Genomic DNA, 26,834 nt, shown 5'->3' on the forward strand with positions numbered 1-26,834 from the left:
ACTGACCCTCTGACGCGAAACGGCGTCGACACCATCACGGTGTCGACGCCCTTTCTCGTGACCGCGCGTTCGGATCGTTTCGCGACTCGTTCGCGACGCCCGGGCCACTCAGTCCCAGTGCGGTGGACGCTGCTCGAGGAACCACCGATCCCGCTCGTTCAGGCGCGGCTTCTCGGCTGCCCCCTTCGCCTCGGATTCGTCCGTGCTCACGGGCGAAGGCGGCGTCTGGGTCTCGGGTTCCCGGCGAGCGAGCCACTCGGCCCAATCCGCCTCCGGCGTGGCGGAGGCGGCGGGCACGACCGATCCGGTCTGGGCAGCCGTGGCGCGACGAGGACCGCGACGCGGTGGCCGCCCACTCCCCTGCCGCTCGCCTCCCGCAGCCTTCGGGCGGTCAGCGCCGTCGGGCCCTGACACGTCGGTCACTGCGGCACGCTTTCACCTGCGACGTCGACCTGCGCCGCGAGACGGTGAACCAACTCGACGATGCGGGCGGTGTCGCGCGCCGGGTCACGGAAGAGGTCGACGGTCCACACCCTGTCGTGCGCCCAGCCGAGACGCTGCAGCGCGTCGGGACGGAGCCGGTCGCGTTCGCGCACGCTGTTCATCGCCGCGTAGTGCTCGCCGTCGCTCTCGACGGCGAGCAGCATCTGCCCCGGCTCGCGCGGATGCTCGATCGCGAGGTCGACGCGCATGCGCGAATGGCCGTAGCCGGTGTGCACCGTGAGCCCCTCGGCGCGAAGGCGCCGCGCCAAGTCCTCGACGACGAACGGCACGGGCACGATCTCCGCGTCGGCCCCGACCCGGCGCAACGCGACGGATCCGGACGTTGCAGCACGGCGACGCTTGCCGCCGACCACGGTGACCCCGTCGACGTCCTCGGCACGAGGTTCGAGGCGTTCGTCGCACTCGGCGACGTAGAGCAGGAAATCGCGGAGCAGCGTCGCCCCGCGCGAGCGCAGAGTCGTGGGTTCCAGGTCCTCGCCGGCGAACGTGCTCACGACATCCATGCGGCGACGGGCGCGCGAGATGGCAACGTTGAGGCGTCGTTCGCCACCCACGTGGTTGAGCGCCCCGAAGCGGCGCACGAGGCTGCCACTCGTCGGGGCAATACCCAGGGTGAGGACCACCGCGTCGCGCTCGTCACCCTGGACGCGTTCGAGGTTCTTGACGAAGAACGGCTCGTCGACGTGCGCCTCGAGGTAGGCCGCGAGCGCCTCGTCGGTGCGGGCTGCCGCCGCCACGGCGCGCTCGACGCGGCGTGCGTGCGTGAGACCGAGCGCGATGACGCCGAGGCTTTCCTCGGGCCGCTGACGGGCGTGCTGTGAGACGAGATCGACGACGGCCGCGACCTCCGGTGCGTTCTCGTCGACCGAGGCTGCCTGAGCTGCGGCGACCGGGAGGTCGTCGGAGGCCACGGCGTGCGCGCCGACGACGTGCAAGCGTAGGACGTTCTCGGTACGTGCCCGCGGGAACGTCACGAGTTCACCGTCGTAGACCGCGTCGTTGGAGAACGCGATGAGGCGCTCGTCGAGCGAGCGGTAGTGCCAACGCAGGTGGCGCACCGGCAGGAGTGCGGAGAGCACGTCGAGCACAGACTCCCCCGTGTGTGCCGTGTCCTCACCCGCGGCCGTGCGCTGGAAGAAGCTCGTCGGTGCAAGCTGCTGGGTGTCTCCGGCGACGACGACCTGTGCACCACGGCTGATGGCGGAGATCGCCTCGGCCGGCGGGATCTGGCTCGCCTCGTCGAAGATGACGACGTCGAACCACTGCCCCGGCGGGAGAGTCTGCGCAACGACGAGGGGGCTCATGGCCCAGCAGGGAGCGAGCGCCGTCATGAGGTCGGGGGCGCCGGCGAACGCGTGGCGCAGCGCGTCGGCGCTGCCTGCGTGATGACCGAAGACGAGGGCCGATTCCATCGCCTCGACCTGCTCGGGGAAGTGTTCCGCGACGGCGTCGATGCGTCGGTAGGCGCGGGCGCGCACACGCTCGGGGGCTGCGGCAAGGTGCTGGCGATCGGCGTCGGCGAACTTCACCGCAGACGCACGCAGTTCGTTGCCGCGGTGCTGCTCGTAGGCCGGATCGTGACGGCGCACACGACCGAGAACGCTCGTCCACCACACGAACTCCCACTCGGGGCCGACCGCGTCAGGGCCGAGACCGCGAGCGGCGAAGTCGTCGATGACGGCGCCGAGACCCTGGGCGCGCAGGCGCTCGAGATCGCCTCCGACGGTCGGCACGATCTCGAGTCGATCGACATTGGCGGCAAGATCGGCAACTCGCTCCGCGAGCTCGTCGAAGTGTGTGGTGAGCAGTTCGGTGGCGCCCGCCGTGCCCTCGAGCCGCACACCGAGCCAGTCGAGCTCCTCGGTGAGGCGGGCGTGGGCGCTGCGGGCCTCCTCCGTACCGATGGGAACGTTGGGGCGCCCGGTACCGCCGAGTTCCTTCCAGCGGGTCTGCTGCACACACGCCCGCTCGAGCGCGGCGTGCAGATCGGCCGGGGGCCGTCCCGGCCGCAGCGTGGCACGGGCCTGCTTGAGTACACGGCGTCGTTCGAGGACGCCGGGAGCCTCGCCCGTTTCCTTGCGCTGGGCGCGGGTGGCGCTCGCCGTGACGGCGATGTCGAGCGGAACACCGAAGATTTCGGGGGTGAAGACGTCGAGCGTCTTGTTCACCTGTTCCATGAGATCCAGGACCTCGGCCGCACGCGTGGCCGATTCCGGCAGCGGGAGGCCCGCCTTCGTGAAGAGTTCGTCGAGTTGGGATCGGTGAGCGGCGAGATCGCCGTCGTTCCCGTTCTCGCCGGCGAGGCGGGTGACGAGTGCCTTCGCGCGCTCCATGTGGTCACGCCCGCGCACGCGCGAGCCGAACCAGGGGTCGGGCTGCCCGTCGTCACGCCAGGCGTTGCGGCGCGCAAGGTCGCTCAGCAGGCGGCCCACCTCGTCACGGCCCTGTTCGTCGAGGCGCCGCAACGGCTCGCCCTCGAGGCGCACGCGCGAACGCGGCGCCACCGGCAGGGCGTTGAGTTCGGCGATGCGATCCTGCGCGTCGTTGGCGCTGACGCCGAACGGGTCACGCACGCGGTGCAGCGCGCGCACGTGCTCGAGCAGGGTGAAGCGGTGCTCCTCGAGCGTCTCGATGACGGCCTCGTCAGGAGCGTCCTGGCCCGGGCCGGTGTCGTGACTCGAACGAAGGGCATCACCGACGTGCGGTGCCCCCGAGGCAGGCGCTGTGACGAGGCGGCGCGCGAGAGCGTCGACGAGGTCGGCTGCGGTGCCGGAGCCCGCGTGGGCGTCGAGCATGAGGTCACGCAGCCCGAGACCCTCGAGCCGGCCGATGACCGCGTCGATCGCGGCGCGCTTCTCCGCAACGAAGAGAGCGCTGCGGCCGTGTGCGGTGAGCGTGGCGACGAGGTTGGCGATCGTCTGGCTCTTGCCCGTACCGGGCGGGCCCATGAGCACGAGGTGCTGGCCGCCCATGACGGCGTCGATCGCCGCCTGCTGCTGCGCGTCGGCATCGAGGACGAGGAACTCCTCGCGCGGGTCGGCGTCGAGGCCGGGTTCGGGCATCTGCGCGCCGACGTCGAAGGTGGCCTGCTCGTCACCCGCCATGGCAGCGATGACGGGGTGTTGGTGCAGCCACGCCGACTGGTCGGAGACGTCGCGGACCATGGAGAGCTTGGCGTAGCTGAACGTCGAGACGACGAGACGTTCGTCGACACGGAAGCCGGGGATGCTCGCGCCGGCCCGGCGCATCATGTCGTAGGTCGGAGCAGGGTCGAAGCCGTGGGGGCCGGACGCGAGCGACGTCAGGTAGTCCTGGTCGATGTTGATGCCGCGCGAGGCGAAATAGGTCGACAGCGCCGAGTTGAGTTCGACGGTGCGCGACACCTCGAGCACGAGGTCGTCACCGTCGCGACCACCGAAGTGGATGTCGCACTGGCGCAGGAGGATCGGGGCGGCGGGGACGGCGTCACCGCTGAGCTGCCAGGTCGCACGCCCGAGGGCGAGGAAGCAACTGATGATGCCCCGCTCCTCGAGCAGCTCACGCGAGAGATCGCGCACGGCGATGGCCCGCTCGTACGCGGCACGGTAGGCGCTGGGTTCGCGCACGATCTCGGACAAGAGCACGTTGCGGCCGGAGAGCAACTTCGCGACGCCGGCCGGGTGCGCCGTCGTGAGGTCGAGCTCGACCGTGTCGTCGGTGCGCTGCCACAGAAGCGAGTTGCGTCCGCCGAGGTCGACGAGGTGACGCTGCCAAAGAGCGGCAGCGTCACGCACGGCCTGGGCGCGCTCGGTGTCGAGCACGCTCGCGTGGGCCTCGGGAGCGCTGCGGTCGTCGTTCGTCACCCCGGAAGGCTATCGAGACGAAGGGTCTGTTTCGCCTCGCCTCGCCGTGACGGGGTGCGACTTCACCCATAGAGCTCGGCCAGGGCCGCCTGTTGGGCGTCCGGCGACATGGTGGTCAGCAGCTGTGCTCCCGCACGACGGTTGGCCTCCCGCTGTTCACGCGAGGTGAGCAGGGCCAGGGCACGACCGGCGGCTGCCGTCGGTGAGTCGACGGCCCACAGCGGTGTTCCCTCGAACGCGGGGATGTCACGCACGAGCGTCGGCGTACCGAGCGCGAGCGCGTCGAGAACGCTGAGCGGGAACCCCTCGTACCGCGCCGTGTGGAGATAGACGCCCGCCGCACCCACCAAGCGCCGCACCTCGTCGGCGTCGACCCAACCGGTCACCGTCACGTCGGCGGCCATGAGGCGCTCGGCCAAGCCCTTGTCGTCGTCGCTGCCGAGCCACACCGCCCGCACGTCCGGACGCTCTCGACGCACGAGCTGGACGGCGGCGACGAACCACTCCGGATCCTTCTGCCGGCTGACCCGGCCACTCATGACAATCGTCGGATGGGCCATCTCGCCACCGCCCCGCGGGGCCTCCGAGCTCTCCGGTGATCCCTCACGAACCGGCAGCGTCGGCACGTTCGGCACGACGACGACCTGCGCCCTCGGCGTCAGCCGTCGGGCGAGCCGTGCCTCCTGCGGTGAGAGAACGACGACGGCATCGCTTCTCAGCCCCAGCAGGCTCTCGGCGGCTGCCACAGCGAAACGCGCCGGCCGTGACGCACTCGTGTCGGAGAGCTTGTACCCGTGCGGCTGGTAGACGACGCGGGCCGACAACGGCAGCGCCCGCGTGTAGACGCCGGCCCAACTCGAATGTGCGTGAACAACATCGGCACCGAGCGCGCCGGCAACCTCACGCACCGCCCGAATGCGCGCCGAGGTTCCCTCCGGCAGCTCGCGGCAGGAGGCGAACGTGGACTCGCCCGGCTCGTCGAGGCCGGTGTACAGCAGGTGGTGTTCGTGCTCCGGCGCGAGTTGCGCGATCGTGCGGATGGCGCGCGAAACTCCGGTGCTGAAGCATTCGGTGACGTGAAGGATCCGGGTCACGGCTGCCTCGGGGCGTAGCCGACGACGTGGTGCGTCGCTCGTCGCACCACGGGAACGCGCCCCAGCGAACGACGGAGGAACGGGTACAGCCGCCGCAGCTTGAGGTCGAAGGTGAACGGGGTGTCGGTGGCGTTGATGTCGACCCGTGGCAGGGCGAAACGTCCGTATCCCTCGTAGGTCGCGAAGGCGCACTCGAAGCCGGCTTCGCGCACAGCAGCTCGCGCCGCCGCGTCGTGATCGCCGTAGGGGTAGGCGAACGTGCGGGGGGTGTGGCCGAACAGCGCCTCCATCTCCTCACGCGCGACGCTCGTCGCAGCACGGAGCCGCTCGGCGCTCATCCCGCGCATGGACGCGTGCAGGTCGCTGTGGCAACCGATCTCGATCCCGTACTCGCGCAGTGCTTGCACGCCGTCGCGATCGAGGCGGGCCGAGGCGGCCGGTTCACTGCGGTCGGGCTGCGCGCCGAGCAACCCGGGTGAGACGTAACAGATGGCCGGGACACGCGCGGCGGCAAGCAACGGCGCCGCCTCGTCGAGCACGGAGGCGTAGCCGTCGTCGAAGGTGACGAGGCAGCTGTTCGAGGGCACGCTGCGCTCACCGGCCAGCGCGGCGAGGTACTGCGCCTCGGTCAGCGGACGGAACCCGTGACGCTCGGTGAGGCGTGCGATCTGGTGGGAGATCGCTTCCTTCGTCACGAAGATGTTCGCCGGATCCAGCGAGCGCGGCACCTGGGCCACGCCGTGGTACATGAGCACGAGCGGCGTGGGGCCCGTCATGGCCGCCCCCTCGCTGCACCGGCGAGCGCGGCCGCTGCAAGGACGGCCGCCTCCCCCGCCCCGGCCACGAGCAGGCGGTTCGGCTTCTTCTCGGCATAGGTCGGCTCAGCCCGTTCGAGGACCACCGCGCGCGCCGTGCCGTCACGTCCGATGCGCTTGACGGCGTCATCGGCGAGCGCGTTGGCCAGAGCCGAGGACTCACGCGCGCTCACGCCCTGCGCGACGATGCGGATCGTCGTCGAGTCGGGGTCGAGGTTGGCCGTGGCCTTCGCGTCACGCGACACGGGGATGGAGCGACCGATGCTCTCGACGTGTCCGGGCGCACCGCTCGCCACCGCTTCTTGCTGGGCCACCTGCTTGAGGCTGTCGGCGCTGGCCGCGATGTCGGCCTGGTTCCCGCCCTCGGATGCGGCGCGCAGCCCGACGACGGATGTCGCGTCGTAGCGACCCGGTAGGAGCAGCGCCGTCAGAGCGACGACCAGAGTGCCGAGGACGACGATGGCGAGCGGCAGGCGCCACCGTCCGATGCCCGTGCGGGACGCGCCATCAGTGTCCCTGGAGGTCGGTGACGAACCTGAGCCGCGGGTTTCCGCAGCGGGCAGGTCCGTCGGGTCGCGATGGTCGGTCATGGGTTTCCTTTCGTCGAGGAACGGCGCGAGCGCGTCACGCCGACCGGGAGAAGCCCGACAAGAAGCCAGGTGGTGGCGGTGAGTGCCGGTGCGCGCCAAGGGAAGTCGATGACGCCGTGCACGAAGGCGCCGGCGAGCGCGGCTGCGGCGGCCACCTCGACCACCGGCGCACCACGCGCGTTCATGCGCGCGAGTACGCGCACGCCGACGACGAGCAGCACGCTGAGGGTCGCGAGTGCGAGAAGTCCGCCTTCGGCCAGCGCAGTGAGCACGATGCTGTGCGCGTGCAGCGGCGCGACGTTCGTCATGCCGAAGGTTGCGTCGCCGGCGGTTTCCGGTAGGCCACCGACGCCGACCCCGGTGAACGGACGACCGTCGACGAGCTCGCCGGCATACGCCCAGATCGCCGGGCGCTCGTCCGACGCACTGCGCGTCGGCGAGGTGAGGGAGTCGAACCGCGCGCTGACGGCGCTGACGAACGATCCCCCCGCTGCGGCTGCGAGCGCCCCCACGAGGACGAGCGCGAGCCCGAACGTCAGGAGTCCGCGGCGGGCGGCGGGACGCACGAGCGCCACCAGGGTGAGCGTGACGAGCGTTCCGATCCAAGCACCGCGCGAGAGGCTGAAGACGAGTGCCGCGACGACGCCGGCGAGGCCGACGACGCTCGTGACTCGCCACGTCCGGGCACGAATGCGGCCGTCACGCGGGGCCCAGGCGGCGAACGTCGTGAGGAGGACGAACGGCAAGGCCATCTGCATGAGCGAACCGAATTCGTTGGGCTGCGCGAGCGGCCCCTGGAGGCGGCCGTTGATGACGCCGCCGCCCTCGTGGCTCGAGAGCGCGCCGAGATCTGCGAGCGACCCGAGTGCCACGACGGCGGCGGACGCGCTCACAGCGACGAGCATCCAGGCCCGGCGACGCGCGTCGAGTTGGGCGACACCGAGGGCGCAGATCCACCCCATCCAGCTCATGGCCACAAGACGCCAGGACCACGGCAGGTCGGGGGCGTACGGCAGCGTGAGCGTCTGGCCGATCGGTACGAGTGCGCACGCGCGCAGGGCTACGGGCACGTACACGTGACGCTCGAAGAGCACCACGACTCCGGCGAAAACGCAGACGAGAGCCATGAGGGGCGCCACGGCCCGCTCCGACCAGGGTGCGACGGCGAGGGTCGTCGCGACGGCCGCGGCAAGCAGGCTGCGCAGGCGGGTTGCGGTGCGGTGTTCGCGTGCCTCGCGCCGGGTTCGTAGCTGGGCGCTCATGCCGGCCTCGCGAGAGAGCGGAGGAAACCGAGCGTGGGGCGATCCCACACCGACGTCAGGACGCCCCACACGAGGACGTAGACGCCCACGCCGAACGCCATCGCGACGAGCGGCGCCATGGGGACGAGCATGACCGCGGCCGCCACGAACGCGGCGAGCGCGACGACTGCGAGGGGCCGACTCGCGCTATGCACCGGCATGACACGGCGCAGCGCCGTCACCGTCACGCCTGCCTGGACGACGTAGGACAGGCTCGTCGTCACGGCGGCGGCCACGGCGCCGAACGCGGGAATGAGCGCGAGGTTGAGCCCGACGTTGGTCGCGAGGGCTGCGGTGCTGGCCCACAGCACAGCGGGATCGGGACGCAGGGCGAGTAGCGCGGTGGCACCGACCTGTGCCAGTCCGAATGCGAGGGGCGCGAGGCACAGACCCCACAGCACGTGGGCCGAGGCGAACTCGGCGCCGAACAGCAGGTGCATGAGGTCTTCGCCGCGCACCACGAGGAGCGCGGTGTAAGGCACGTAGACCGCTGCGACCAGCACGATGCAGGCGCGCACGATGCCCGCGCGCGACGCAATCGGGGCCGAGGTGTCGGCGAGGCTCGGCTGCACGACGCGGCACAGCGACCAGCTGACGAAGAGCACTGTCTCGAGCAGCCGGTAGGCCGCGGTGTAGTGGCCGACGGCGACCTCACCGGCCAGGACGGCCAGCAACACGACGTCGAGGCGGAAGAGCGTCATGGAGACGAGGTCATTGATCCCGGTGACCCGCACGGCGCGGAGGAAGTCGCCGAGGTGGTGACGCGTGACGAGAGCCGCCCGCGGCCGGACGTCGGCCACGACACGGCTCACCCCCGCCATGACGACGAGACTCCCGAGGGACGCGGCGCAGTAGGCCCACGCGACCGCGACCACCCCGTGTCCCTCGGCCAGGACCCAGGCGACGAGGCCCAGCGCCAGCAGCCGTTGCACGACAAGCACCGCGGCTGGCACGACCTGGACGGCACGCACGTTCGCAGCCGTACGGAAGGCCTCGACGAGCGTGTCGCTACATCCCGCGACCACAAGCACGGCGATGACCTCGCGGGAGGCGGCCGGTTCGTCGAGCGTCATGAGGACGATCGCAGACACGGTGACGACGGTGATCGCGAGCGCCATCCGCAGTGTCAGCAGGGCCGACAGGCGGGCGTCGAGCGACTCCGGTTCCGCGCCGACGAGTTGCACGAGGCGCTGGTCGAAGCCGAGCGTCACGACCGACGCGAGCAACAGTCCGAGGCCCAGGCCGAGGCTGAAGAGGCCGAAGTCGGCCGCGCCCAGCTGCCGGGCCATCAGCCCGAGCATGCCGAGGGTGCCGAGCTTGCCGACGACTTCGCCGACGCTCAGGGTGAGCGCTCCGACGGTGAGGCGCCGCGCCGAGCTGCGCGTCGCGGGTGCACGATTCACGAGTGAGCGCCCCGCTTTGCCCGGCGCGTCATGCCTTCGAGTGCTCCGGCCACCTTCGCGACATCGCGAGCCGCCGTCGCGAAGGGCACGAGCGCTGCGGCGCGAACGCCGCGCGGACGCCGCAGCGCGCGCCGCACCGGCACGCCGAGATAGCCCACCGCACCGACGGCGAGTGCCGTTCGGGCAAGGGGCCCTCTGGTCACGAGAACGGCGCCACCCCCGTAGGCGAGCAGACGCAGGCCGTCACGCACGACGAGCCGGGTGTTGCCCGAGTCGGCCGAGCCCTGCCCGTACCGGTAGTACATGCGCAGGGTGGAGCGCACGCTCGGTCGTTGCTCCCATTCGACGGCGGCATCGGCGACGAGCAGCGCCGGGTGGCGGGCCGCGATCCGCATGCCGAACGTGACGTCCTCACCCGTCGGGAGGTTCTCGGGGAAACCGCCGACCTCGGCCCAGGCGGCTCGCCTGAAGGCGACGGAACGCCCCGTGGGCATCTCGGGGCGGAACGCGCGGCCGAACGCTCGCGCGTAGAGGCGCTGACCGGCGCTCGGGTGGTGCAGTTCAGCGACGTCCGGGTAGCCGCAGGCGGCGAACGCGTCATCGACGGCATTCCTCGCCGTCGCGGTGTAGACACCCGTGAAGAGGTAGGCCTCGGGGTGCTCGCTCGCTGCGCTGCGGAAGGCCTCGAGCCACGTCGGGGCCGGTGTGCACCCTACATCGGTACACGCGATGAGCTCGTGGGCGGCGGCGGCGATCCCGGCATTCCTGCCCTCGGAGATTCCGGCGCCCTCGGCCCGCAACACGTGTACCCGTGCATCACGGCGGCCGGCCGCCTGCGCCACCTCGAACGTGCCGTCGCGTGAGCCGCCGTCCACGACGACGAGTTCGTCGTCAGGACCGAGCAGCGGCACCACGTCGTCGAGGAGGCGCGCGAGAGCCTCGGCCTCGTCGAGCACCGTCGTGACGACCGACATCGGCTCGGCGCCTCGCACGCCCGCCCCCGGTCGGCGGGCGGTCCCCGCGAGGAGGCGGGTGAAGCGGTCGGCGGCTTCGTCGGGTTCGAGAACGGTGGTCGCGAGCACACCGGGGCCTGCGGCGAGCAGTTCACGGCGGCGCTCGGGTCGCACGCAGTCACGCAGGGCGGCAACGACGGCGTCGACGTCCTCGGAGCCGACGAGAATGCCTGCAGCGCCGAGCTGTTCGGCGACAGGTGACGCCGCGACGACCGGCACTCCCGCGCGCACCGCCTCGTACGCCGTCAACCCGAACGCCTCGCGGCTGAGGTGGGCTCCCGCGTCGGTGCGCGTGAGCATCAGCGCAGCATCGAAGGCACCGAGGAGGGACCAGGCGTCGTCACGGGCAGGGTGAAGCACGAACCGTTCCCCCACGCCGAGTTGTTCCGCGAGTGCGGTGAGTCGCTCGGCCTCCTGCGGGTAGGCGTGATCGACGACGCCGAAGACGTGCAGCTTCCACGTCGGCAGGCACGCGAGGGCACGGATGGCGACATCGACCCCCTTGTAGGGCGCGAGTCGCGTGGCCATGACGGCACGCCTGATGCCGCTGGAGCCCTCGTCGAACCCGAGGGTCCGCCGCGCGGCCGCCCGCGTCAGTGGCGCACCGGGAAGCGGCCCCTGGATGGCAACCGCACGGGTGTCACCTGCGAGCCGGGCCCCCTCGGAGCCCAGCAGCCGAGCGTCCGCCAGCGTGTTCACGATGCGCGAGAGGCGCGGGAAACTGTCGTCGTGGCGCACCCAGGCGACGCGCGCTCCGGCGCCGGCGGCCGCGGTCAGGGTGAGCAGCGCGGCCTTCACGCCGTGCGCGACGACGACGTCGGGACGGGAGGTGCGCAGGTATTCACGCAGGTCGACGACGCTCGCCGCAGCACCGCGGAAGCGGCGCCCCGAGCGAAGGTCGAGCGTGCGCGCCGACCGTTCCTGCCAGCGGCGCAGGGCGTCGCTGCCATGCGGTGCGAGAACCGTGACATCCGCCGTCGCCTCTTCCCGGACGAGCCGCTCCTGCCACACCTCGGCGCCGCCGCGGGTGCGCGTCGGCAACACGATGCCGACCCGCAGGGGTCGTGGGAAACGCGCGTCGTCGTCAACTGCCGTGGCGTCCGAAAACACTGCCCACCGTCCTCACGATGATCTTGAGGTCCTGCCACATCGACCAGTTGTCGATGTAGAGGTTGTCGAAGTGCGCCCGCTCGGCGATGTCGGTGTCGCCGCGCAGGCCCTGCACCGCCGCGTAGCCGGTGAGCCCGGCCGGCGCGCGGTGCCTGTCCTCGTAGTCGGGGTAGATCTGCGAGTAGCGCTCCACGAAGTAGGGGCGCTCGGGACGCGGGCCGACGAAGCTCATGTCGCCGCGCAGAATGTTGAACAGTTGCGGCAGTTCGTCGAGCGACGTGGCGCGGATGAAACGGCCGACGGCACCGATGCGTTGATCGCCTGCGATGCTCCAGCGGGTCTGCGAGTCCCCCTCGCGCGCCGGGTGCATGGACCGGAACTTGAGCATGGTGAACGTTGCTCCGCCCTTGCCGATGCGCTCCTGGCGGAAGATGACTCCGCGTCCGAGCTCGATACGCACCGCGAGCGCCACGGCCAGCAGTACCGGCGAGAGAAGAACGAGCGCGACGAGCGCCAGAACGATGTCGAGAACCCGCTTGCTGACGACGTCCACCCACCGCATCTGGGCCGGGGCGACAGGGATGATCGGGATACCGCGGATGTGGTCGGCCCACGGCCCGCCCCAGCGACGCATGCTGTACCCGTTCGGCACGGTGTACACCTCGACGTCGGGCGGCGCATCGCGGCGCAGCAGGTGTGCGAGCTGCCACTCCTGCAGTTCGGGAAAGGCGCAGACGACGATGTTGACGCCGAACGTCTCGACGACCTCGCCGAAGTCGGCGTAGTCGCCGATGACGGGAGCGGTGATCGTCTGCTCGACGAGCGCACCGTCGTCCGGCTCGGCGCCGAGGAATCCCACGAGCGCCGCGCCTTGACCGCTTGTGGTGATGCGGCGGGCCAACTCGCGGGCTCCGGCGCCCGTACCGACGATGAGGACCCGGGTGCCGCCACGTTGGGCGTGACGGGGCGCGCGGCGGCGACGTAGGCGGTACACGAGCGTGCGTCCGGCGATGACGACGGTCACGGTCAGCACGAGACCCGCGAACAACTCGCCGCACGTCGGGGCGTCGTCGACGAGAAGCGCGAGGGCACCGACGCCGAAACCGACGAGGATTCCGAGCACGAGATACGGCAGTTCGTCGAGCACCGATTGACTGAATCGGCGTCGGTACAACCCGGCCCAGCGGTAGGTGGTGACCATCCCGAATGCGAGACCCAGTACGGCCAACGGGTTGACCGGGGTCGCGAACTCCATGCCTGCGGGGACGGCGAGGTCGATGGCCAGCAATCCACTGACGTCCCGGGCCCGGCGCGTGCGCGCCCGGCGGTCACGGGCCGCACGGGCGTCCTCGGCTGCGGCGCCGGCGCCGCGCGACATCGAGGGTCGACGCCTCGGTTCGACGCGGTCGTGTCGGCCTGCGGCATGACGCGCGGCCCGCCGCGACGCAGGTGCGCGACCGGCCGGAAGCGCACTCCGCCCGTGGCACGCATGTCGCGAGGCGCACTCCTCCGCGGCCGCGACGGAGTCGCACACGTGGGCGACGCACCGTGTGGTCGTCTCCTCGGGTGCTCGGGTGGACATGCTTTCCTGCTTTCCTACGGCGCTTCGGCCGGTCGTCCTCGGGGTCAGGGATGCGTGAAGGGGTGAGCGCGCCAGCGGCGCACGACCCCCGCGACAAGCGGTGATCGATCACGCACTGATCGGGCGCACGCTCGAAGACGTGCGTCGGCGACGTGCCGGCCGCGGTCCGCGTACTCAAGGGCAGGGTTCGACCACGCACGCACGCACAGGCGTTCCTCCACCTCGTTGCGCAGGCCGCGCTTGAAGTCGTTGATGCCACGTCCGAAGTCGACGACCCGGACGGCGTCGTCGACATACCACGTGGCGAGCATGTGGCCGAAGAGCACGAGCCCCGGTGAGCGGCGCTCGTAGCCCGGTCGCATCCTGCTGTCGACGAGGACGCGCTTGCCGTCGTCACACCCGACGACGACATAGGTGACGAGCGTGCCGTCGAGAGTGAGGAGCCACACCTCGGCATTGCCCTCGGCGGCAAGATCGAGAACGCGCTGCACGTGACGCTGCCCTGCCGCATCGGCGAACGCGTCGCGCCGGGCGAGCTGACGCTCGCGAGCTGCGCGCACCTCGAGCGTCCTGGGCAGAGCTGCGCGGATCTCGCCGGCGTTCCGCAACCGGTGTACCCGCCAGGCAGAGCCGGACTCGTCGAGCCTCCGGCATGCGGTGCGGTGCTTGGCACGGGTTTTCTTCGACGCCCACCGGCCGGGCCGACGCTCGTCGGGCCAGCGGAGCAGTGGGATCGGGTCACCGGCCTGCGCCCGCAGCCGCGGTAGGCATCGCACGAGGTAGGCGAGGGTCGGATCGTTCGGCGAGACCTGGTCGAGGTGCAGGCGCCACACGCGGTGCCGGCGCACGAAGGTGGCGACACCGAGTGCCAGCGTGGCAGCGACCTCGGGCTCCACGAGGTGGAAACTCTGACGGTCGAGCTTTCCCTCACCCGCCAGGCGGATGTCGACCGGTCGCCACGGGCTGGCTGGTCGGCGCTCGAGGAGCGCAAAACCGAGTGGCCGGGTGAACGATTCTTCCCCTTGGCGACCGACGACGATGACCACGAGGTCCGCGTGCCGAGCACGCGCCTGCTTCGCGAGTTCGTCGATCGGCAGGTGGGTGACGGGAGCTTCGCTCCTGAGAACGGCGTCAACGTCGTCGCTCAGGGATGTGTAGCCGAGTTCGTCATGGTCGAGACGGTGGGCCGTGTAATGGCCTCGGACGGCGAGAAGTGTGCTCATGCGAGGCTCTTCACCCCGCCTTCCGCCTCAGGATCGACGACGAAGGAGACGGCACGCTCGTTGCGAGCCCGCTGCTTGGGTGCCACCTTCGCGAGGGCGGAGCCGGCCACGAGGGTCACCGGATCCAGCCACTTGCCGGGGGGCGGGGTGAGCCCGAAGGTTCGCCGAAGGTGGAAGTCGGCCCGTTGGCGACGCTCGGTGCGCGTGGAGGCAGTGGTCCGGTGCTCGACGGAGAGCGAGACACTCGGCTCGCCGGGCGCGTTCACGACACGGTGCGGGCTGTTCTGCGGCCACCACGCAACCTCGCCCGGCTGCAGGTCGATCACCTCGGCGGACGCATCCCACGCAGGGTCGTACGGCAGTTGCTCGTCCGCATACCCGGCCGCGATTGAATCCAGTTGGCGCACAGAAACATACGGCTCGCGACAGGGATAGACGAATACCTTTTTTTCACCGCGGATATGCCACAGAGCGTTCGGCTGGTTGTCGGCGTGATAGAAAACCTGCGCGGACGGAGAAGACACGAGGAGGGTCGCCTTGAGCGTGCTCCAGGCGTCACCGACAGTGGACGAAACTTCTCCGTAGAGTTCGTCGACAATTGCTCCGAGCTCTGGCACATGCTGGCCCGCCCCGACGATATTCAGCCAGAGGCGACCTTGGTCGACTATGTCGAGCAGTTGGAGACCCGTGAGATCTGCCACGTCACCACGACGCCACGTCGCGCCGTCACAGGGGTCGTCACCCATGGTGTAGGCATGGACCGCTGAACGCGGCATCGCATCGATGATGCGGGCGATACCGTTTCGTGCGAAGAGGTCGAGGCCGTCGAGGTCATGGCGGGCAACGTGGGTGCGCTCCCCCCAGGCACGTGCCTCGCCCTCGCCCCAGTTGATCAGTGAAGGTGCCATCGTCGGCCCACCCTTTCGGCAAGGATCATGTCTGTCTCGCTCCACGCGATTCGTCAGCACGAGGTGAATTCCAAGGCACCCGAGAAACCGGACGACCGTCCAATACTCTGCGGCGACAAATGGGGCATACATTTACGCCCGTGCCCAGATATGTGGAGCTTTTTGACCATAGGAGCCGCCTTTTCCAGTATTTAAATCAAATCCGTAAACAACCACTGCCTAGCCTGCCTGGCGGTGTTTCCGCATGAAGGGGTGGAAGGAGGGGGACATTGTGGCGCCCAGCCATGGAGAAACCGCAACTCCGTTCTCGACTACGTTGCGATCGGCCATTTCGGCCCGACGAATCACGCTCTCGGCCTTGTCACATCAGTTGAGCGCCAACGGCACTCCTGTCAGTGTGTCGGCGCTCAGCCATTGGTCTTCGGGCAGGCGACAGCCTGAGCAGGCCAGAAGTATCGAGGCCCTCACGGTTCTCGAAGACCTGCTGGGCCTGGGGTCGGGTGAGCTCACCGATCTCGTTGGGCCCCCGCGCCCGCGTGGGCGCAATCCCCGGGTGGTTCCGGTGTCGCAGGCAATGCCGGAGACCGGCCTCGTGGCCAAGGCCTTGGGCGAGCTGGGGTTCATGCAGCACGACGAACTGCCGTACGAGCAGACGGTCCACGAAAAGCTCTTCGTCGACGCCGTCGGCGTGGAGCGGACGCTTGAGTTTCGTCACATCGTGCGCGCTCTCTCCCCCGGCCCGATCCGACTGCCGTCGATCCATGTCGTCGACGAAGTTGACCCGGCCGCGTTCTCGACGTCGATCGAGGATCACTTCGAGGCGGTCGCGGGGTGCAAACTCGGACGGACGGTGCTGTGGCCGGAGCACGGGCTCATGGGCGCAGAACTGATCCTGGCCGAGGACGCACGTCGGGGTGACATCGCCGTCGTCGATCACCGCATCCAGTTGCCCCCGAGCGCGCTACGCGCGGTCGAGGCCACCTACAGCGTCCCGCGGCGTACGCGCGAGGTGCTCATCCAGGTTGAGTTCGCAGGCGAGCTGCCCGCCACTGCCGAGGAGTACGTCGACCTCGGCGAGGGCGAGATCGGCTATCGCCTCGACGTCCGCCCGCACCGACTGCTCCAACTCATGGTGCAGGACGTCGGGCCGGGCCTCGTCGGCATCCGCTGGACCTGGCCCGACGACGGCGTCAGCTGACGTCGCCCGCCTGTCTTACAAGCGCTCGAGGATGCTCGGCTTGCGGGCGACGCGGACGAGCGCTGCGGCGAGATGGGCTGCGCGGCCGCTCGGGCAGAGCTCGAAGAGTTCGTCCGGCGTCGTCGGGAGGCCTGCAGCCTTCGCTCCGCGCACGACCAGTTTGTCCGCGTACGGCGCGACGCTCGGCCACACATCCTGAACTTCGCGAAGGAAGATGTCCGCTCCCGTGGGACCGATGCCGTCGAACGTCTGAAGGAGCTCTGCGATGCCTGCGGCGTCGCCGTCCGCCTCGTCGCGCAACTCGCGTAGGTCTCCGTTCCACCGTTCGTCGAGCAGGACGACGTTGGCCTCGAGTCGTGTCGCCGTCGACTCGTCGTAACGGCGGTACCCGCCACGTCCGAGGGCGTTGACGCGCTGCTGCCAGGTACTCCTGCGCAGATTCGCGGGCGTGCGCCATTCGGCCTTCCACAGTTCGCGCGCGGTGGCCACGGCGATGTCGGAGCTGATCCGGGTCGAGAGCAGTTGGGCGAGAACGAGGAGCTGCCACAGACATGCCGGTTCGTCACGCAGTGTGATGTCGGCGTCGGCCGCGAAGGTCGTGCCGTGCGCCTCGAGGAGCTTCCGTACCGTCCCCTGCTGTGTAGAGCTCATAGCTCGACGTTATGCCCCTTCCCGGTGCGCGCAGCCGCCGGTCGACCCCTGCGCATGGACAGGGCCAACGTGCGATCGATGAGGCGCCCTAGCCTGGACGCCATGACGGAATCGACGAGGACCATGCGCGAGCGGATGCTCGCCGGCGAGCTGTACATCGCGGACGATCCGGTGCTCGGCGAGGAGTCGGCGCGCGCCCAGTCGCTGGCACACCGCTACAACACGATGGACCCGACGGACTCTGCCGGGCGCCGCGCCGTCATGGAGGAACTGCTCGGCGCGTTCGGCGAGGATTCCGAGGTGCGCCCGCCGTTTTATTGCGACTACGGCTACAACACGACGATCGGGGCGCGCACGTTCGCGAACTGGAACCTCACGTCGCTCGACGTCGCCCGCGTCACGATCGGTGACGACGTGCAGATCGGCCCGAACGTCCAGTTGCTCACGGCGACGCACCCGCTCGACCCCGATCAGCGGCGCGACAAGTGGGAGGCCGCCGAGCCGATCACGCTGGAGAACAACGTGTGGCTCGGCGGCGGGGTCGTCGTCTGCCCGGGCGTGACGATCGGTGAGAACACCGTCGTCGGTGCGGAGGCTGTCGTGACGAAGGACCTGCCCGCGAACGTTGTGGCCGTCGGTTCGCCGGCACGCGTCATCAAGGAACTCTGAACCGCTTCCCCTGACCGCCGCGTCAGTCGTCCTCGGCCACTCGCACGACGATCTTGCCGCGCACGTCGCCGCCGAGCAGCGTCTCGAAGCCGTCGCGGATGTTCTCGAGCGAGACGGTGGAGTCGATGAGCGGGCGGACGCCGGTGTTCTCCATGACCCGCACGAGCTGCTGGAGTTCGGTGAGCGTGCACATCGTGGAGCCGAGCACGCGCTTCTGCTGGTAGAAGATGCGGCCGAGATCGGCCGAGGGGTTCATGCCGGTGGTGGCGCCGCACGTGACGATGGCGCCGCCGGGTCGCAGTGACTTGACGGAGTGCGACCAGGTGGCTTCGCCGACGTTGTCGATGACGTAGTCGACCTGCTCGGGCAGGCGCGCGCCGTCGGCGATGCCGCGAGCGCCCCAGCTCTCGGCGAGGGCGAGTTTCTCGTCGGTGCGCGAGGTGGCGTACACGGTGGCGCCCATGGCGACGGCGAGTTTGATGGCGGCCGAGTTCACTCCCCCGGCGGAGCCCTGCACGAGCACGGTGTCGCCGGCGCGCAGCTTCGCCTGGGTGGCAAGCATCCGGTAGGCGGTGCCCCACGCGACGGGCAGGCAGGCGGCGTCCGCGAAGGAGATGCCGTCGGGCAGGGGGACGAGGTTTCGGGCGGGCACCGCGACGTACTCCGCGAAGGTTCCCTCGTACTGTTCGGAGAGCAGGGAGCGCTTGGGGTCGAGGGTCTCGTCGCCGCGTCCGCGGTCGAGGTCGCCGATGATCCCGTGGACGACGACGCGGTTGCCGTCCTCGTCGTAGCCCGCGGCGTCACAACCGAGGATGCGCGGCAGCAGCTCAGGCGGGTGGCCGACGCCGCGCAGGGTCCACACGTCGTGCATGTTGATGGAGCTCGTGACGATCTTGACGAGCGACCATCCCTGCGGGACGTCGGGCTTGGGCTTCTCACGCACTTCGAGGCCCGCGAGCGGGTCGTCGGCGTTCTGGGACACGGCAACAGCAGCGATCATGCCTTCGATCCTGGCATCACCAACGCCCGACGTGGGCCGAACCGGATGCCGAGGTTGGCCGGCCCCACACATTCTTGCCCGAGGGCCGATCGGTGCTCCCGGCAGGATTCGAACCTGCGACACCCGCTTTAGGAGAGCGGTGCTCTATCCCCTGAGCTACGGGAGCGTCGTCCTCGCATCGCGCCGACCAGGCGGTGACGCACTCGCGTGAACGTCGCGACGTGCTCCGCCCGAGGGGTTGCACGCGCAGCGGTCAGCCTAACTGTTGTCGGGCGGGCTGCTGTAGTCGCGGGGCGCCGCGCCTGCGCGGCGCCCCCTTGTGCGGCCACTGCCCCGTCACGTTCTGGCCCGAGCGGGCGCGACTGCTGCTCCCCGACTGAATTCGTTTGCGGCCCGCAGAAGCGCTCCGAGAGGATGGAACCCATGCGAGCCGTCACCGAAGCAGAGATCCGTGCGTCCTTCGTCAACGCCTCCAAGGGCGAGGCGAAGCGCGCCAACCTGCCCGACCTCGACGGCATCGAGTGGGACGGTCGCGACTACTTCGGCTGGATCGACCCCAAGCGCGAGCAGCAGTCGTACGCCACCTTCGTCGTCGAGACCGAGGACGGCGACGCAGTGCGCACCCTCCTCCTGCGCCGCGCCACCCCACCCAAGGAGCGCCGCAAGCTGCTGTGCTCCTGGTGTCAGGACATCACCGCCACCGACAACGTCACCCTCTACGTCGCGCCGCGCGCCGGAGCGAGCGGCCGCGTCGGCAACACCGTCGGCACGTCCATCTGCACCGACTTCTCCTGCTCGAGGAACGCCCGCCGCGTCCCCAACGCCATGGAGGTTCAGGACGAAGCCGAACGCGTCGCCTGGCAAGAACTGCGCGTCGCCCAACTGCGCGAGCGCTCCCGACACTTTCTCGACCTCATCAGCGAGACGGCGTAGTCGTCCGGTTCACCGGGTCGAGCAGGCTCGCGGTCACCCGGCACTCAGCGCGTCGTCACGCCGCCTTCGCACCTGAACCGGGCCCCGTCAGAACACAACGGGGCACCGCGTCAGTCCGGCACCACACACGCCCGACCGCGCGAGGCCTGTACCCCTCACGACACCCCGCCCACGATGACGTCGCTCACTCCCCGAAACGCACCGCACCACCGAGCCAAGCCGCGTGATTGCATGGGTACCTGCCAGTAGCCGAGCACCTGGAGGAAGTCCCATGACGAAGCCGTGGACCCGCCCCGCCCACGCCATGCTCGCCGTGGCCTGGGGTGGCAACGAGTTCACTCCCCTGCTCGTCATGTACAAGTCGCAGCACCACCTGCCGGCGGTCACCGTCGACATCCTGCTCTTCGCCTACGTGCTCGGCATCATCCCGTCGCTGCTCATCGGCGGCCCGCTCTCCGACCGGTACGGGCGAGCCAAGCTCCTCGCTCCGGCCCCCTGGATCGCGATGGCCGGCAGTGCCACCCTCGCGCTCGCGCACGGTCAGGTCGCGGCGCTTTTCGCCGGACGCGTCCTGTCCGGCATCGCGCTCGGCCTCGTCATGGCCGTCGGCACGTCCTGGGTCAAGGAACTCTCCTCCCGCCCCTACGACGACGTACCCGACGGCACCGGCGCCAAGCGCGCCGCCATGTCGCTCACCGCCGGATTCGGCATCGGTGCGGGCGTCGCCGGCTGCCTCGCTCAGTGGGCGCCCTACCCCGACGAACTCGCGTACGTCGTCAACATCCTCGTCACGCTGAGCGCAGCAATCGGCCTGCGCGGCACCCCGGAAACCATCGACCTGACGAACCGCAACACCGGGCGCCTGCGCGACGACCTGCGCATCCCCGCGCTCGGCCACCGACGCTTCCTCACCGTCGTCCTGCCGGTCGCGCCCTGGGTCTTCGGCGCAGCCGCCTGCGCGTACGCCGTCCTGCCCGCCCTCATGAGCTCCCGCGTGACGAACGCACCCATCGCCTTCTCCGCGCTCCTGTGCGTCGTCGGCCTCACCTGCGGCTTCTTCGTGCAATCCCTCGGGCGCAAGATCGACCGCCCCGGCTCCGCACGGGCCGTGACGGCGGCGCTCGTCGTTCTCGTCGCCGGAATGCTGCTCGGCGCTCTCGCCGCGTCAGAGCTGGCCATCGCCACCGCGATTCTCGGTAGCTTCGTCCTCGGCGCCGGCTACGGCCTCGCCATGGTGAGCGGCCTGCTCGAGGTGCAGCGCATCGCGGGCCCGCGCGACCTCGCCGGCCTCACCGCCGTTTTCTACTCCGTGACCTACCTCGGCTTCGCGGTGCCGGCCATCATGGCGTTGGTCGCGGAACAGGCGGTCATCCACTACTCCGTGATGTTCCTCTTCGGCGCCGCGATGGCCGCCGCGTGCCTCGCCGTCGTCGTCCTCTCCGACCGACGCGAACAGCGCCTCAGCGCACGAAGCTGAACAGCGCCACCGCCACGAGCGCGGCGAGTACCATGCCGCCGATCGACGACGCGAGGAACCGCTCCGACGTGCGCTCCGGCACGAGATCGGGCCGACGGTGTCCGCCCGCTCGACCCGTGAGCGCCGACAGAACAACAGGCTCACGCACCTCGACGCGCTGCCCGGCGTAGGCCTTCACCCGCCGCAGGTCCGCATCACCGAACATCGCGACACCAGCCACGAGAAGCGGCTTGTCCGCGTGATCGAGGACGACGAGAGCATCCTCGGCGGGCCATCCGCGGAACCGACGCGGCACGATCGCTCCGATCTCGCTCCAGGCGATGAACGAGCGATCCCGCCCGTCCGCGAGGTACTGCACACCGTCGTCGTCCACGCGCAGACGAACCGCACGCTCACTCTGGTACGAGAAACCGAAGTACATGACGAAAAAGAGGACGACGACGACAACGTTGCCGAGGAACGGACGCATGACGAGCACCGGCGTGGCCAGTACGACGAAGAGAAGAAATTCGCACAGGTGGTGGCGCAGGTAGGCCACAGCAGCTGCGTTGATCGTCACGGCGCCAAGTCAATCAGACCTAACGCCCGCTCGCCGGTGCGGGGGCGATCGAGCCCCCAAGACCCCACCGACCCCGCTACCGCGAGCCTTCTGCCCCATGTGCGCTGCGGCGCAAATGTGACGGACCGCTCTGTTTTCGAGCGTTCACGAGGAAAGACGCACGAGGCGAGCATTTGGTTGCACTCGAGTTTCATCTGATTCGTCGACCCCAGCCGGGCAATCGAAGACCGATCGTCCTGCTGTTCGGCTCGGTTCGTGGAAGAATCGACGGGCACCACGCCGCTCGACGTCTTCCGAAGGTCGCTCCCGATGCTTGCACGCCCCTTCTCCTCCGCCCGCGCTCTCGCCGGCGCCGCCGGTCTCGGCGTCATCGCTGTCACCGGCGCGTCCGCCGCGTCCGCGCTCCCCATGGCGCCGGGAGGCAGCAGCGCCATCTTCCAGTCGCCGACCTGCGGCGCGAACGGAACGCTCGTCACGGTCACGTTGACCAACGGCAGCGAACTCGTCCAGACGTTCACCGCCTCAGCGGGAGGCTCCCCCGTCTCCCCGGCGGCCACCACCGTGGCTCCGTACGCGTCGACGACGGTGACGTTGTCCATCCCGTCGGGCGCCGGCGCCGTCTACATCAATGCCGGCGGAGTCGGCGTCGGCTCGCTCCCGCTCGACCAGTGCGTTCCGGCGCCGGAGCCGTCGACGTCCACCCCGACCTACACGCCGACGCGAACGCACAGTGCTCCCGCACCGACCACGGACAACGTGCCCGCAACCGGCCTGCCGAGCGCGACGAGCGACGTTCCGGCACCGACGGAGCCGTCCACCACCCGCTCCAACGAGATGAGCCCGACGGCCACCTCCACGCCGAGCAGCAGCGCGTCCTCCTCGTCGTCGTCCTCCACGTCCTCCTCGAGCTCGAAGACGTCGTCACGGACGCCGAGCAGCAGCGCGTCGAGCCTCGCCGCGCCCGCGTTCGACGACTCCGACGGCCCGAGCAACCTCACGCTCGCCATCGGACTCGGCGTCGTCCTCCTCGGCGTCGGTGGCGCAGCGGCCATGTTCTTCCGAGAGTTCAAGTAAGCCCGGGTCCACCAACTCGCGAAGGCGCCGCAAGCCCGAGGGCTTGCGGCGCCTTTGTCGTGCGACCGGTTCGGTCAGAGGCGGCCGTAGGAGGATCCGCGAACCACCGGGTAGAGACCCGACGGCATGCCCGCCTGGCGGGCTTCGTACGACATGCCGTTACCGGCGTAGATGCCGATGTGGCCCGGCGAGTAGACGAGGTCACCCGGACGCGGGTTCGAGACCGGCGTCGTCATGGCCCGGATGGCACCGGACTGGTGCGGAAGGTTGACGCCGATCTGCTTGAACACGTAGGCGACGAAACCGGAGCAGTCGAGACCCGTGGCCGGCGTGCTGCCGCCCCACGTGTAACGGATGCCCGTGTAGCGCGACGCGATGGCGACGACACCGGAGCGCGACGGCGTGGCAGCCGAGGCCTTCTGGTTCGTCATGCGCGTCGCGGCCGTGTTGACCGTGTACTGACGCGTGCGCTGCGTGGTCGCCGTAGCGGCCGGACGCGTGCGCTGCGTGGTCGCCGTAGCGGCCGGACGCGTGCGCTGCGTGGTCGCCGTAGCGGCCGGACGCGTGCGCTGCGTGGTCGCCGTAGCGGCCGGACGCTGACGCTGCTGGCCGTTGGCGTTCTGCTGGTTCGGCGTGCGGTGCTGCGTGACGGTGCGGCGCACCTGCGTGCGGCTGAGCTGCTGACGCTCCTCGCGCTCCTTCGCGGCGGCGCGAGCCTCACGACGCTCCTGCGCAGCCTTGCGCTGAGCGGCGAGGGCCTGCGTGGCGCGCTCGTTGCGCTGCGTCAGGGCCTGACGGACCTGCGTGCGCGAGGCCTTCTTGACAGTGGACTTCTTGGTAGCCGCAGCCTTCTTGGCCTGCTTCACGACGAGCGACTTGGCGGGGGTGACCGTCTTGAGCTCGAGCGGCGTCGTGGCGGCCCGCACGGCCTCCTCACGCGGCGTCGTCGGAGCAGCGCCTGCGGACGAGCCCGTCGCGGCGAGGCCTGCGACGAGACCACCGGCGACAGTGACGGCCGCGGAGACGCGGGTCAGGCTACGGGGGTTCTTCGACTGGGCGTGACGACCGATGGTCTTCTGGGTGGACAATGTGCAACCTCTCGAGCGCCTACGAGGTGAGCTGTCGGGTTCGGGCCAGTTGCTCAGCCCGGTCACGCCGACCTGTGCGGTCTCGTGCGTGACTTCACCCCAAGTCCGTGGCTCATGGCCTCGGACGAAAAGTGGGTCCCCCGCCCCTGTCACTGCGATCTCGCGGATAAGACTCGTACGCCCCGACAGGGCTGGGCGCGAAGGGCGAACGAGTGTTCTCGAACCGAACCGCAACCGACCGTAACGGAAAGATCACGGACACGTGGAGTTGGTGTTCGCCGCGTCACGGCGCGGCAAACGCGAACTCCACCCGTGGGGGCATGACGCTTCCCGCCACCGCCGAAATCCGCAAAACCGTTACAGGCCGCTTATGTGACAAACATCACACGCGTCAGCCCTGACGAACCTCCACGAAAACGTGGGACGCGAGGTCGTGCGGAAGCGACACCGCGTCGTCCGGCCGGTCGAGCACCGCAGCGTGCACACGCTCACCCTCGGCGCGCACGATCAGGGCCACCTGCGGCGCGAGGCCGACGCTCGTCAGAACAGCGAGCGACTCGGCGTCCGCCTGGGCCGGCTCACCGATGCGCCGCACGATGACCTCGACGGGCTCCTGGCCGGCGACCTCGACCAGCGACTGCACGCCGTCACGGAAGCCGATCGCCTCCCCTTCCCATCCCAGCTCTGCGAGACCCGGAATGGGGTTGCCGTAGGGCGACAGGCCCTTGTCGGCGATGAGTTCGAGAATCTTGCGCTCCACGCGCTCACTCATGACGTGTTCCCAGCGGCATGCCTCGTCGTGCACGAACTCGAGTTCGAGCCCGATGACGTCGACGAGCAGGCGCTCGGCGAGGCGATGCTTGCGCATGACGCGGGTCGCCAGCGTGCGCCCCTTCTCCGTCAGCTCGATCCGCCGACCGTCACCGACGTGCAGCAGGTCGTCACGCTCCATGCGCGCGACCGTCTGCGAGACGGTCGGGCCGGAGTGGCCGAGGCGCTCGGCGATACGTGCGCGCAGCGGAGGGATGCCCTCTTCCTCGAGGTCATAGATCGTGCGCAGATACATCTCGGTGGTATCGATGAGGTCACTCACGAGGACAAGAGTGCCACCTCCACGGCCCCCTGCGTAGCCGTGCGCAAAGGTTGTACGGCCATAATGAGCGCCGACCGCACAGCACGAAGCCCACGAGGAGTACCCCCATGGCACGCAGCGATCGCGATACGGCGAGTGGACGCGAGCGCCTCGCCCAGATGCAGGCCGAGCAGCGCCGCTCGGAAAAGAAGAAGCGCATGGCCCTGATCGCGGGCGGAGTCGCCGCGGTCGTCGCGCTCGGTGGAGGTGTGGGTTTCCTCGCGACGCGCGACTCCGGCGACGGAGGCGACGGCGGCACCGCCAGCTCCGACATCAAGGGCATGAAGACGTGGAGCAACCTGGGCCGCGACCACGTGGAGGGCGACCCCACGTTCCCCATGACGCCGCCCGCAGGCGGTAACCACAACCAGGCCTGGGCCAACTGCGGCGTCTACGACAAGAAGATCCCGGACAAGTACGCCGTCCACAGCCTCGAACACGGCGCCGTGTGGATCACCACCGACAAGGCGAGCAGCGGTGACATCTCCAAGCTGAAGAAGCTGGCCGGCCAGGACTACATGCTCATGAGTCAGTACCCGGGTCAGGGCTCGAAGATCGTCCTGACGGCCTGGGGCCACCAGCTCAAGGTCGACAACGCTTCAGATCCGCGCATCAAGAAGTTCATCGACGCCTACCTGCAGGGCCCCCAGACGCCTGAGCCGGGCGCAGCCTGCAGCGGCGCGTACGACCCGAACACGGGCAAGCTCGCCGGCCAGATGTGACGCTCGGACCTTCCATGACGGACGAAAAGAAACCGCACGACGGTGGGGGCCCCGAGCGTCATCGAAGCCCGGAGCCCGCGTCGGACGACGAGCGTCGCGACGACCTCACCTGGGCACAGGTACGCCGCCCGGCGGCCATCACGCTGGTCGCACTCGTGGCCCTCGTCCTCGCCGCACTCGTCGGCATGTGGTCGGCGCAGCCACGTCACCCGGGAGCCGACAGCGTCGACGCCGGGTTCGCGCGCGACATGTCGGCGCACCACGCGCAGGCTGTCGACATGTCGATGACGGTGCGCTCGCGCAGCACCGCAGCCGACATCCAGACGCTCTCCTACGACATCGCGACGACGCAGGAGAACCAGCGCGGCCAGATGATGGCGTGGCTGCAGGAATGGGAGCTGCCCCTCGCGGTGTCCGGTGAGCGCATGGCGTGGATGGCGCGGACCGGCCACCAGCACGCTGGTCTTCCGAAGGGACAAATGCTCCTCGCGGACGGCCGGATGCCGGGCATGGCGTCCGGCGAGCAGTTGTCGAAGCTACGCGAGAGCCGCGGCAAGCAAGCAGAGATCCTCTACCTGCGGCTGATGATCGTCCACCACCGCGCCGGCGTGGAGATGGCAGAGGCCGCTCAGGCTGCGGCGAGCGACTCACAGACCGTCCGCCTGGCCAGAACCATGGTGGAGGGCCAGAAGAGCGAGATCAACCTCATGACGAGCATGCTCGCCAAGCGCGGCGCCAAACCCTGGAGCGATGCCGAAGCAGGTCAGAAATAGCCATCAGCAAACAAGAACGAAGGGCCGGACGCCACGTGGGAGTCCGGCCCTTCGCCGTTCGGCGCGCACCCGAAGGCGCTGCGGCCGAACAGAACGAAGCACGCCACCAGGGGGAGGGAACGCGGCGCGCTTCGTCATGGTCAACGCTACAACGGGTCGACTTCGTTCCCGAA

The 26,834-nt window shown here is 69.7% G+C and carries 22 protein-coding genes, 1 tRNA gene and 1 riboswitch; of the genes, 7 read left to right on the forward strand and 16 right to left on the reverse strand.

All coding sequences use genetic code 11. The annotated features are described in order from the left end of the window. Positions 1–419: 419 nt before the first annotated feature. From AA983_RS10665 to AA983_RS10710, 10 genes are all read right to left on the reverse strand, one after another. Entirely contained in the window at positions 420–4,346 is a 3,927-nt protein-coding gene (locus AA983_RS10665; protein ID WP_052947066.1) for an AAA domain-containing protein, read from the reverse strand. 62 nt (positions 4,347–4,408) lie between these two features. After that, positions 4,409–5,440, reverse strand: a complete 1,032-nt coding sequence (locus tag AA983_RS10670) for a glycosyltransferase family 4 protein (RefSeq protein ID WP_052947067.1) — start codon at positions 5,438–5,440, stop codon at positions 4,409–4,411. Further along, positions 5,437–6,216 (reverse strand): polysaccharide deacetylase family protein, encoded by a 780-nt coding sequence (locus AA983_RS14925; RefSeq protein WP_052947068.1) that lies wholly within the window; start codon positions 6,214–6,216, stop codon positions 5,437–5,439. The genes AA983_RS10670 and AA983_RS14925 overlap by 4 nt, the downstream gene beginning before the upstream one ends. Continuing rightward, positions 6,213–6,845: a hypothetical protein gene (locus AA983_RS10680; protein WP_047312280.1), complete on the reverse strand. Its 633-nt coding sequence runs from the start codon at positions 6,843–6,845 to the stop codon at positions 6,213–6,215. Before AA983_RS10680 ends, AA983_RS14925 begins: the two co-directional genes overlap by 4 nt. Further along, positions 6,842–8,107, reverse strand: coding sequence for an O-antigen ligase (locus tag AA983_RS10685; RefSeq protein WP_047312281.1), 1,266 nt, complete (start codon positions 8,105–8,107; stop codon positions 6,842–6,844). Before AA983_RS10685 ends, AA983_RS10680 begins: the two co-directional genes overlap by 4 nt. After that, a complete protein-coding gene (locus tag AA983_RS10690) occupies positions 8,104–9,549 on the reverse strand; it encodes an oligosaccharide flippase family protein (RefSeq protein WP_047312282.1) in 1,446 nt (481 codons plus the stop codon). Before AA983_RS10690 ends, AA983_RS10685 begins: the two co-directional genes overlap by 4 nt. Beyond that, positions 9,546–11,672, reverse strand: coding sequence for a glycosyltransferase (locus AA983_RS10695; RefSeq protein WP_047312283.1), 2,127 nt, complete (start codon positions 11,670–11,672; stop codon positions 9,546–9,548). Before AA983_RS10695 ends, AA983_RS10690 begins: the two co-directional genes overlap by 4 nt. Beyond that, on the reverse strand, positions 11,647–13,050 hold the full coding sequence (locus tag AA983_RS10700) for a sugar transferase (RefSeq protein WP_052947069.1): 1,404 nt from the start codon (positions 13,048–13,050) through the stop codon (positions 11,647–11,649). The genes AA983_RS10695 and AA983_RS10700 overlap by 26 nt, the downstream gene beginning before the upstream one ends. A gap of 248 nt (positions 13,051–13,298) precedes the next feature. Further along, a complete protein-coding gene (locus AA983_RS10705; RefSeq protein WP_047312284.1) occupies positions 13,299–14,477 on the reverse strand; it encodes a GNAT family N-acetyltransferase in 1,179 nt (392 codons plus the stop codon). Further along, positions 14,474–15,445, reverse strand: a complete 972-nt coding sequence (locus AA983_RS10710) for a hypothetical protein (protein ID WP_156170354.1) — start codon at positions 15,443–15,445, stop codon at positions 14,474–14,476. The genes AA983_RS10705 and AA983_RS10710 overlap by 4 nt, the downstream gene beginning before the upstream one ends. A 502-nt stretch (positions 15,446–15,947) precedes the next feature. Between AA983_RS10710 and AA983_RS10715 the strand changes: the two genes are divergently transcribed. Then, positions 15,948–16,583, forward strand: a complete 636-nt coding sequence (locus AA983_RS10715) for a hypothetical protein (protein ID WP_156170356.1) — start codon at positions 15,948–15,950, stop codon at positions 16,581–16,583. 15 nt (positions 16,584–16,598) lie between these two features. On the opposite strand, the gene AA983_RS10720 is transcribed toward AA983_RS10715, so the two are convergent. Then, the gene (locus AA983_RS10720; protein WP_047312286.1) at positions 16,599–17,234 is read right to left on the reverse strand and encodes an endonuclease; all 636 of its coding nucleotides are present in this window, start codon (positions 17,232–17,234) and stop codon (positions 16,599–16,601) included. Positions 17,235–17,336: 102 nt separating this feature from the next. Between AA983_RS10720 and AA983_RS10725 the strand changes: the two genes are divergently transcribed. Then, on the forward strand, positions 17,337–17,903 hold the full coding sequence (locus tag AA983_RS10725; RefSeq protein ID WP_047312287.1) for a sugar O-acetyltransferase: 567 nt from the start codon (positions 17,337–17,339) through the stop codon (positions 17,901–17,903). 22 nt (positions 17,904–17,925) lie between these two features. Here AA983_RS10725 and AA983_RS10730 read toward each other — a convergent pair whose 3' ends face one another. Then, positions 17,926–18,903, reverse strand: a complete 978-nt coding sequence (locus tag AA983_RS10730; RefSeq protein WP_047312288.1) for a zinc-binding dehydrogenase — start codon at positions 18,901–18,903, stop codon at positions 17,926–17,928. Positions 18,904–18,996: 93 nt separating this feature from the next. After that, positions 18,997–19,069, reverse strand: a tRNA-Arg gene (locus AA983_RS10735). A 257-nt stretch (positions 19,070–19,326) separates the two neighbouring features. On the opposite strand from AA983_RS10735, the gene AA983_RS10740 reads away from it, so the two are divergent. Together AA983_RS10740 and AA983_RS10745 are read left to right on the forward strand one after the other, a co-directional pair. Continuing rightward, entirely contained in the window at positions 19,327–19,836 is a 510-nt protein-coding gene (locus AA983_RS10740; protein WP_047312289.1) for an FBP domain-containing protein, read from the forward strand. Between the two features lie 271 nt (positions 19,837–20,107). Next, positions 20,108–21,313, forward strand: a complete 1,206-nt coding sequence (locus AA983_RS10745) for an MFS transporter (protein WP_047312290.1) — start codon at positions 20,108–20,110, stop codon at positions 21,311–21,313. Here AA983_RS10745 and AA983_RS10750 read toward each other — a convergent pair. Continuing rightward, positions 21,297–21,872, reverse strand: coding sequence for a hypothetical protein (locus AA983_RS10750; protein WP_047312291.1), 576 nt, complete (start codon positions 21,870–21,872; stop codon positions 21,297–21,299). The two genes, AA983_RS10745 and AA983_RS10750, sit on opposite strands and share 17 nt — an antisense overlap. Positions 21,873–22,181: 309 nt before the next feature. Between AA983_RS10750 and AA983_RS15510 the strand changes: the two genes are divergently transcribed. Continuing rightward, on the forward strand, positions 22,182–22,946 hold the full coding sequence (locus AA983_RS15510; protein WP_156170358.1) for a hypothetical protein: 765 nt from the start codon (positions 22,182–22,184) through the stop codon (positions 22,944–22,946). Between the two features lie 74 nt (positions 22,947–23,020). Here AA983_RS15510 and AA983_RS15830 read toward each other — a convergent pair whose 3' ends face one another. Both AA983_RS15830 and AA983_RS10765 read right to left on the reverse strand, forming a co-directional pair. Then, on the reverse strand, positions 23,021–24,034 hold the full coding sequence (locus AA983_RS15830; RefSeq protein WP_052947071.1) for a C40 family peptidase: 1,014 nt from the start codon (positions 24,032–24,034) through the stop codon (positions 23,021–23,023). Positions 24,035–24,037: 3 nt separating this feature from the next. Beyond that, positions 24,038–24,209: riboswitch (cyclic di-AMP (ydaO/yuaA leader) on the reverse strand. Positions 24,210–24,425: 216 nt separating this feature from the next. Then, positions 24,426–25,127 (reverse strand): metal-dependent transcriptional regulator, encoded by a 702-nt coding sequence (locus AA983_RS10765; protein ID WP_047312293.1) that lies wholly within the window; start codon positions 25,125–25,127, stop codon positions 24,426–24,428. A gap of 107 nt (positions 25,128–25,234) precedes the next feature. On the opposite strand from AA983_RS10765, the gene AA983_RS10770 reads away from it, so the two are divergent. Continuing rightward, positions 25,235–25,888 carry a DUF3105 domain-containing protein gene (locus tag AA983_RS10770; protein ID WP_047312294.1) on the forward strand — a complete coding sequence of 218 codons (654 nt, stop codon included), beginning with the start codon at positions 25,235–25,237 and terminating at the stop codon, positions 25,886–25,888. A 14-nt stretch (positions 25,889–25,902) separates the two neighbouring features. After that, positions 25,903–26,661: a DUF305 domain-containing protein gene (locus tag AA983_RS10775; RefSeq protein ID WP_082128898.1), complete on the forward strand. Its 759-nt coding sequence runs from the start codon at positions 25,903–25,905 to the stop codon at positions 26,659–26,661. Positions 26,662–26,834 lie beyond the last annotated feature (173 nt).

This window comes from Dermacoccus sp. PE3 (assembly GCF_001021715.1).
GTDB lineage: Bacteria > Actinomycetota > Actinomycetes > Actinomycetales > Dermatophilaceae > Dermacoccus > Dermacoccus abyssi.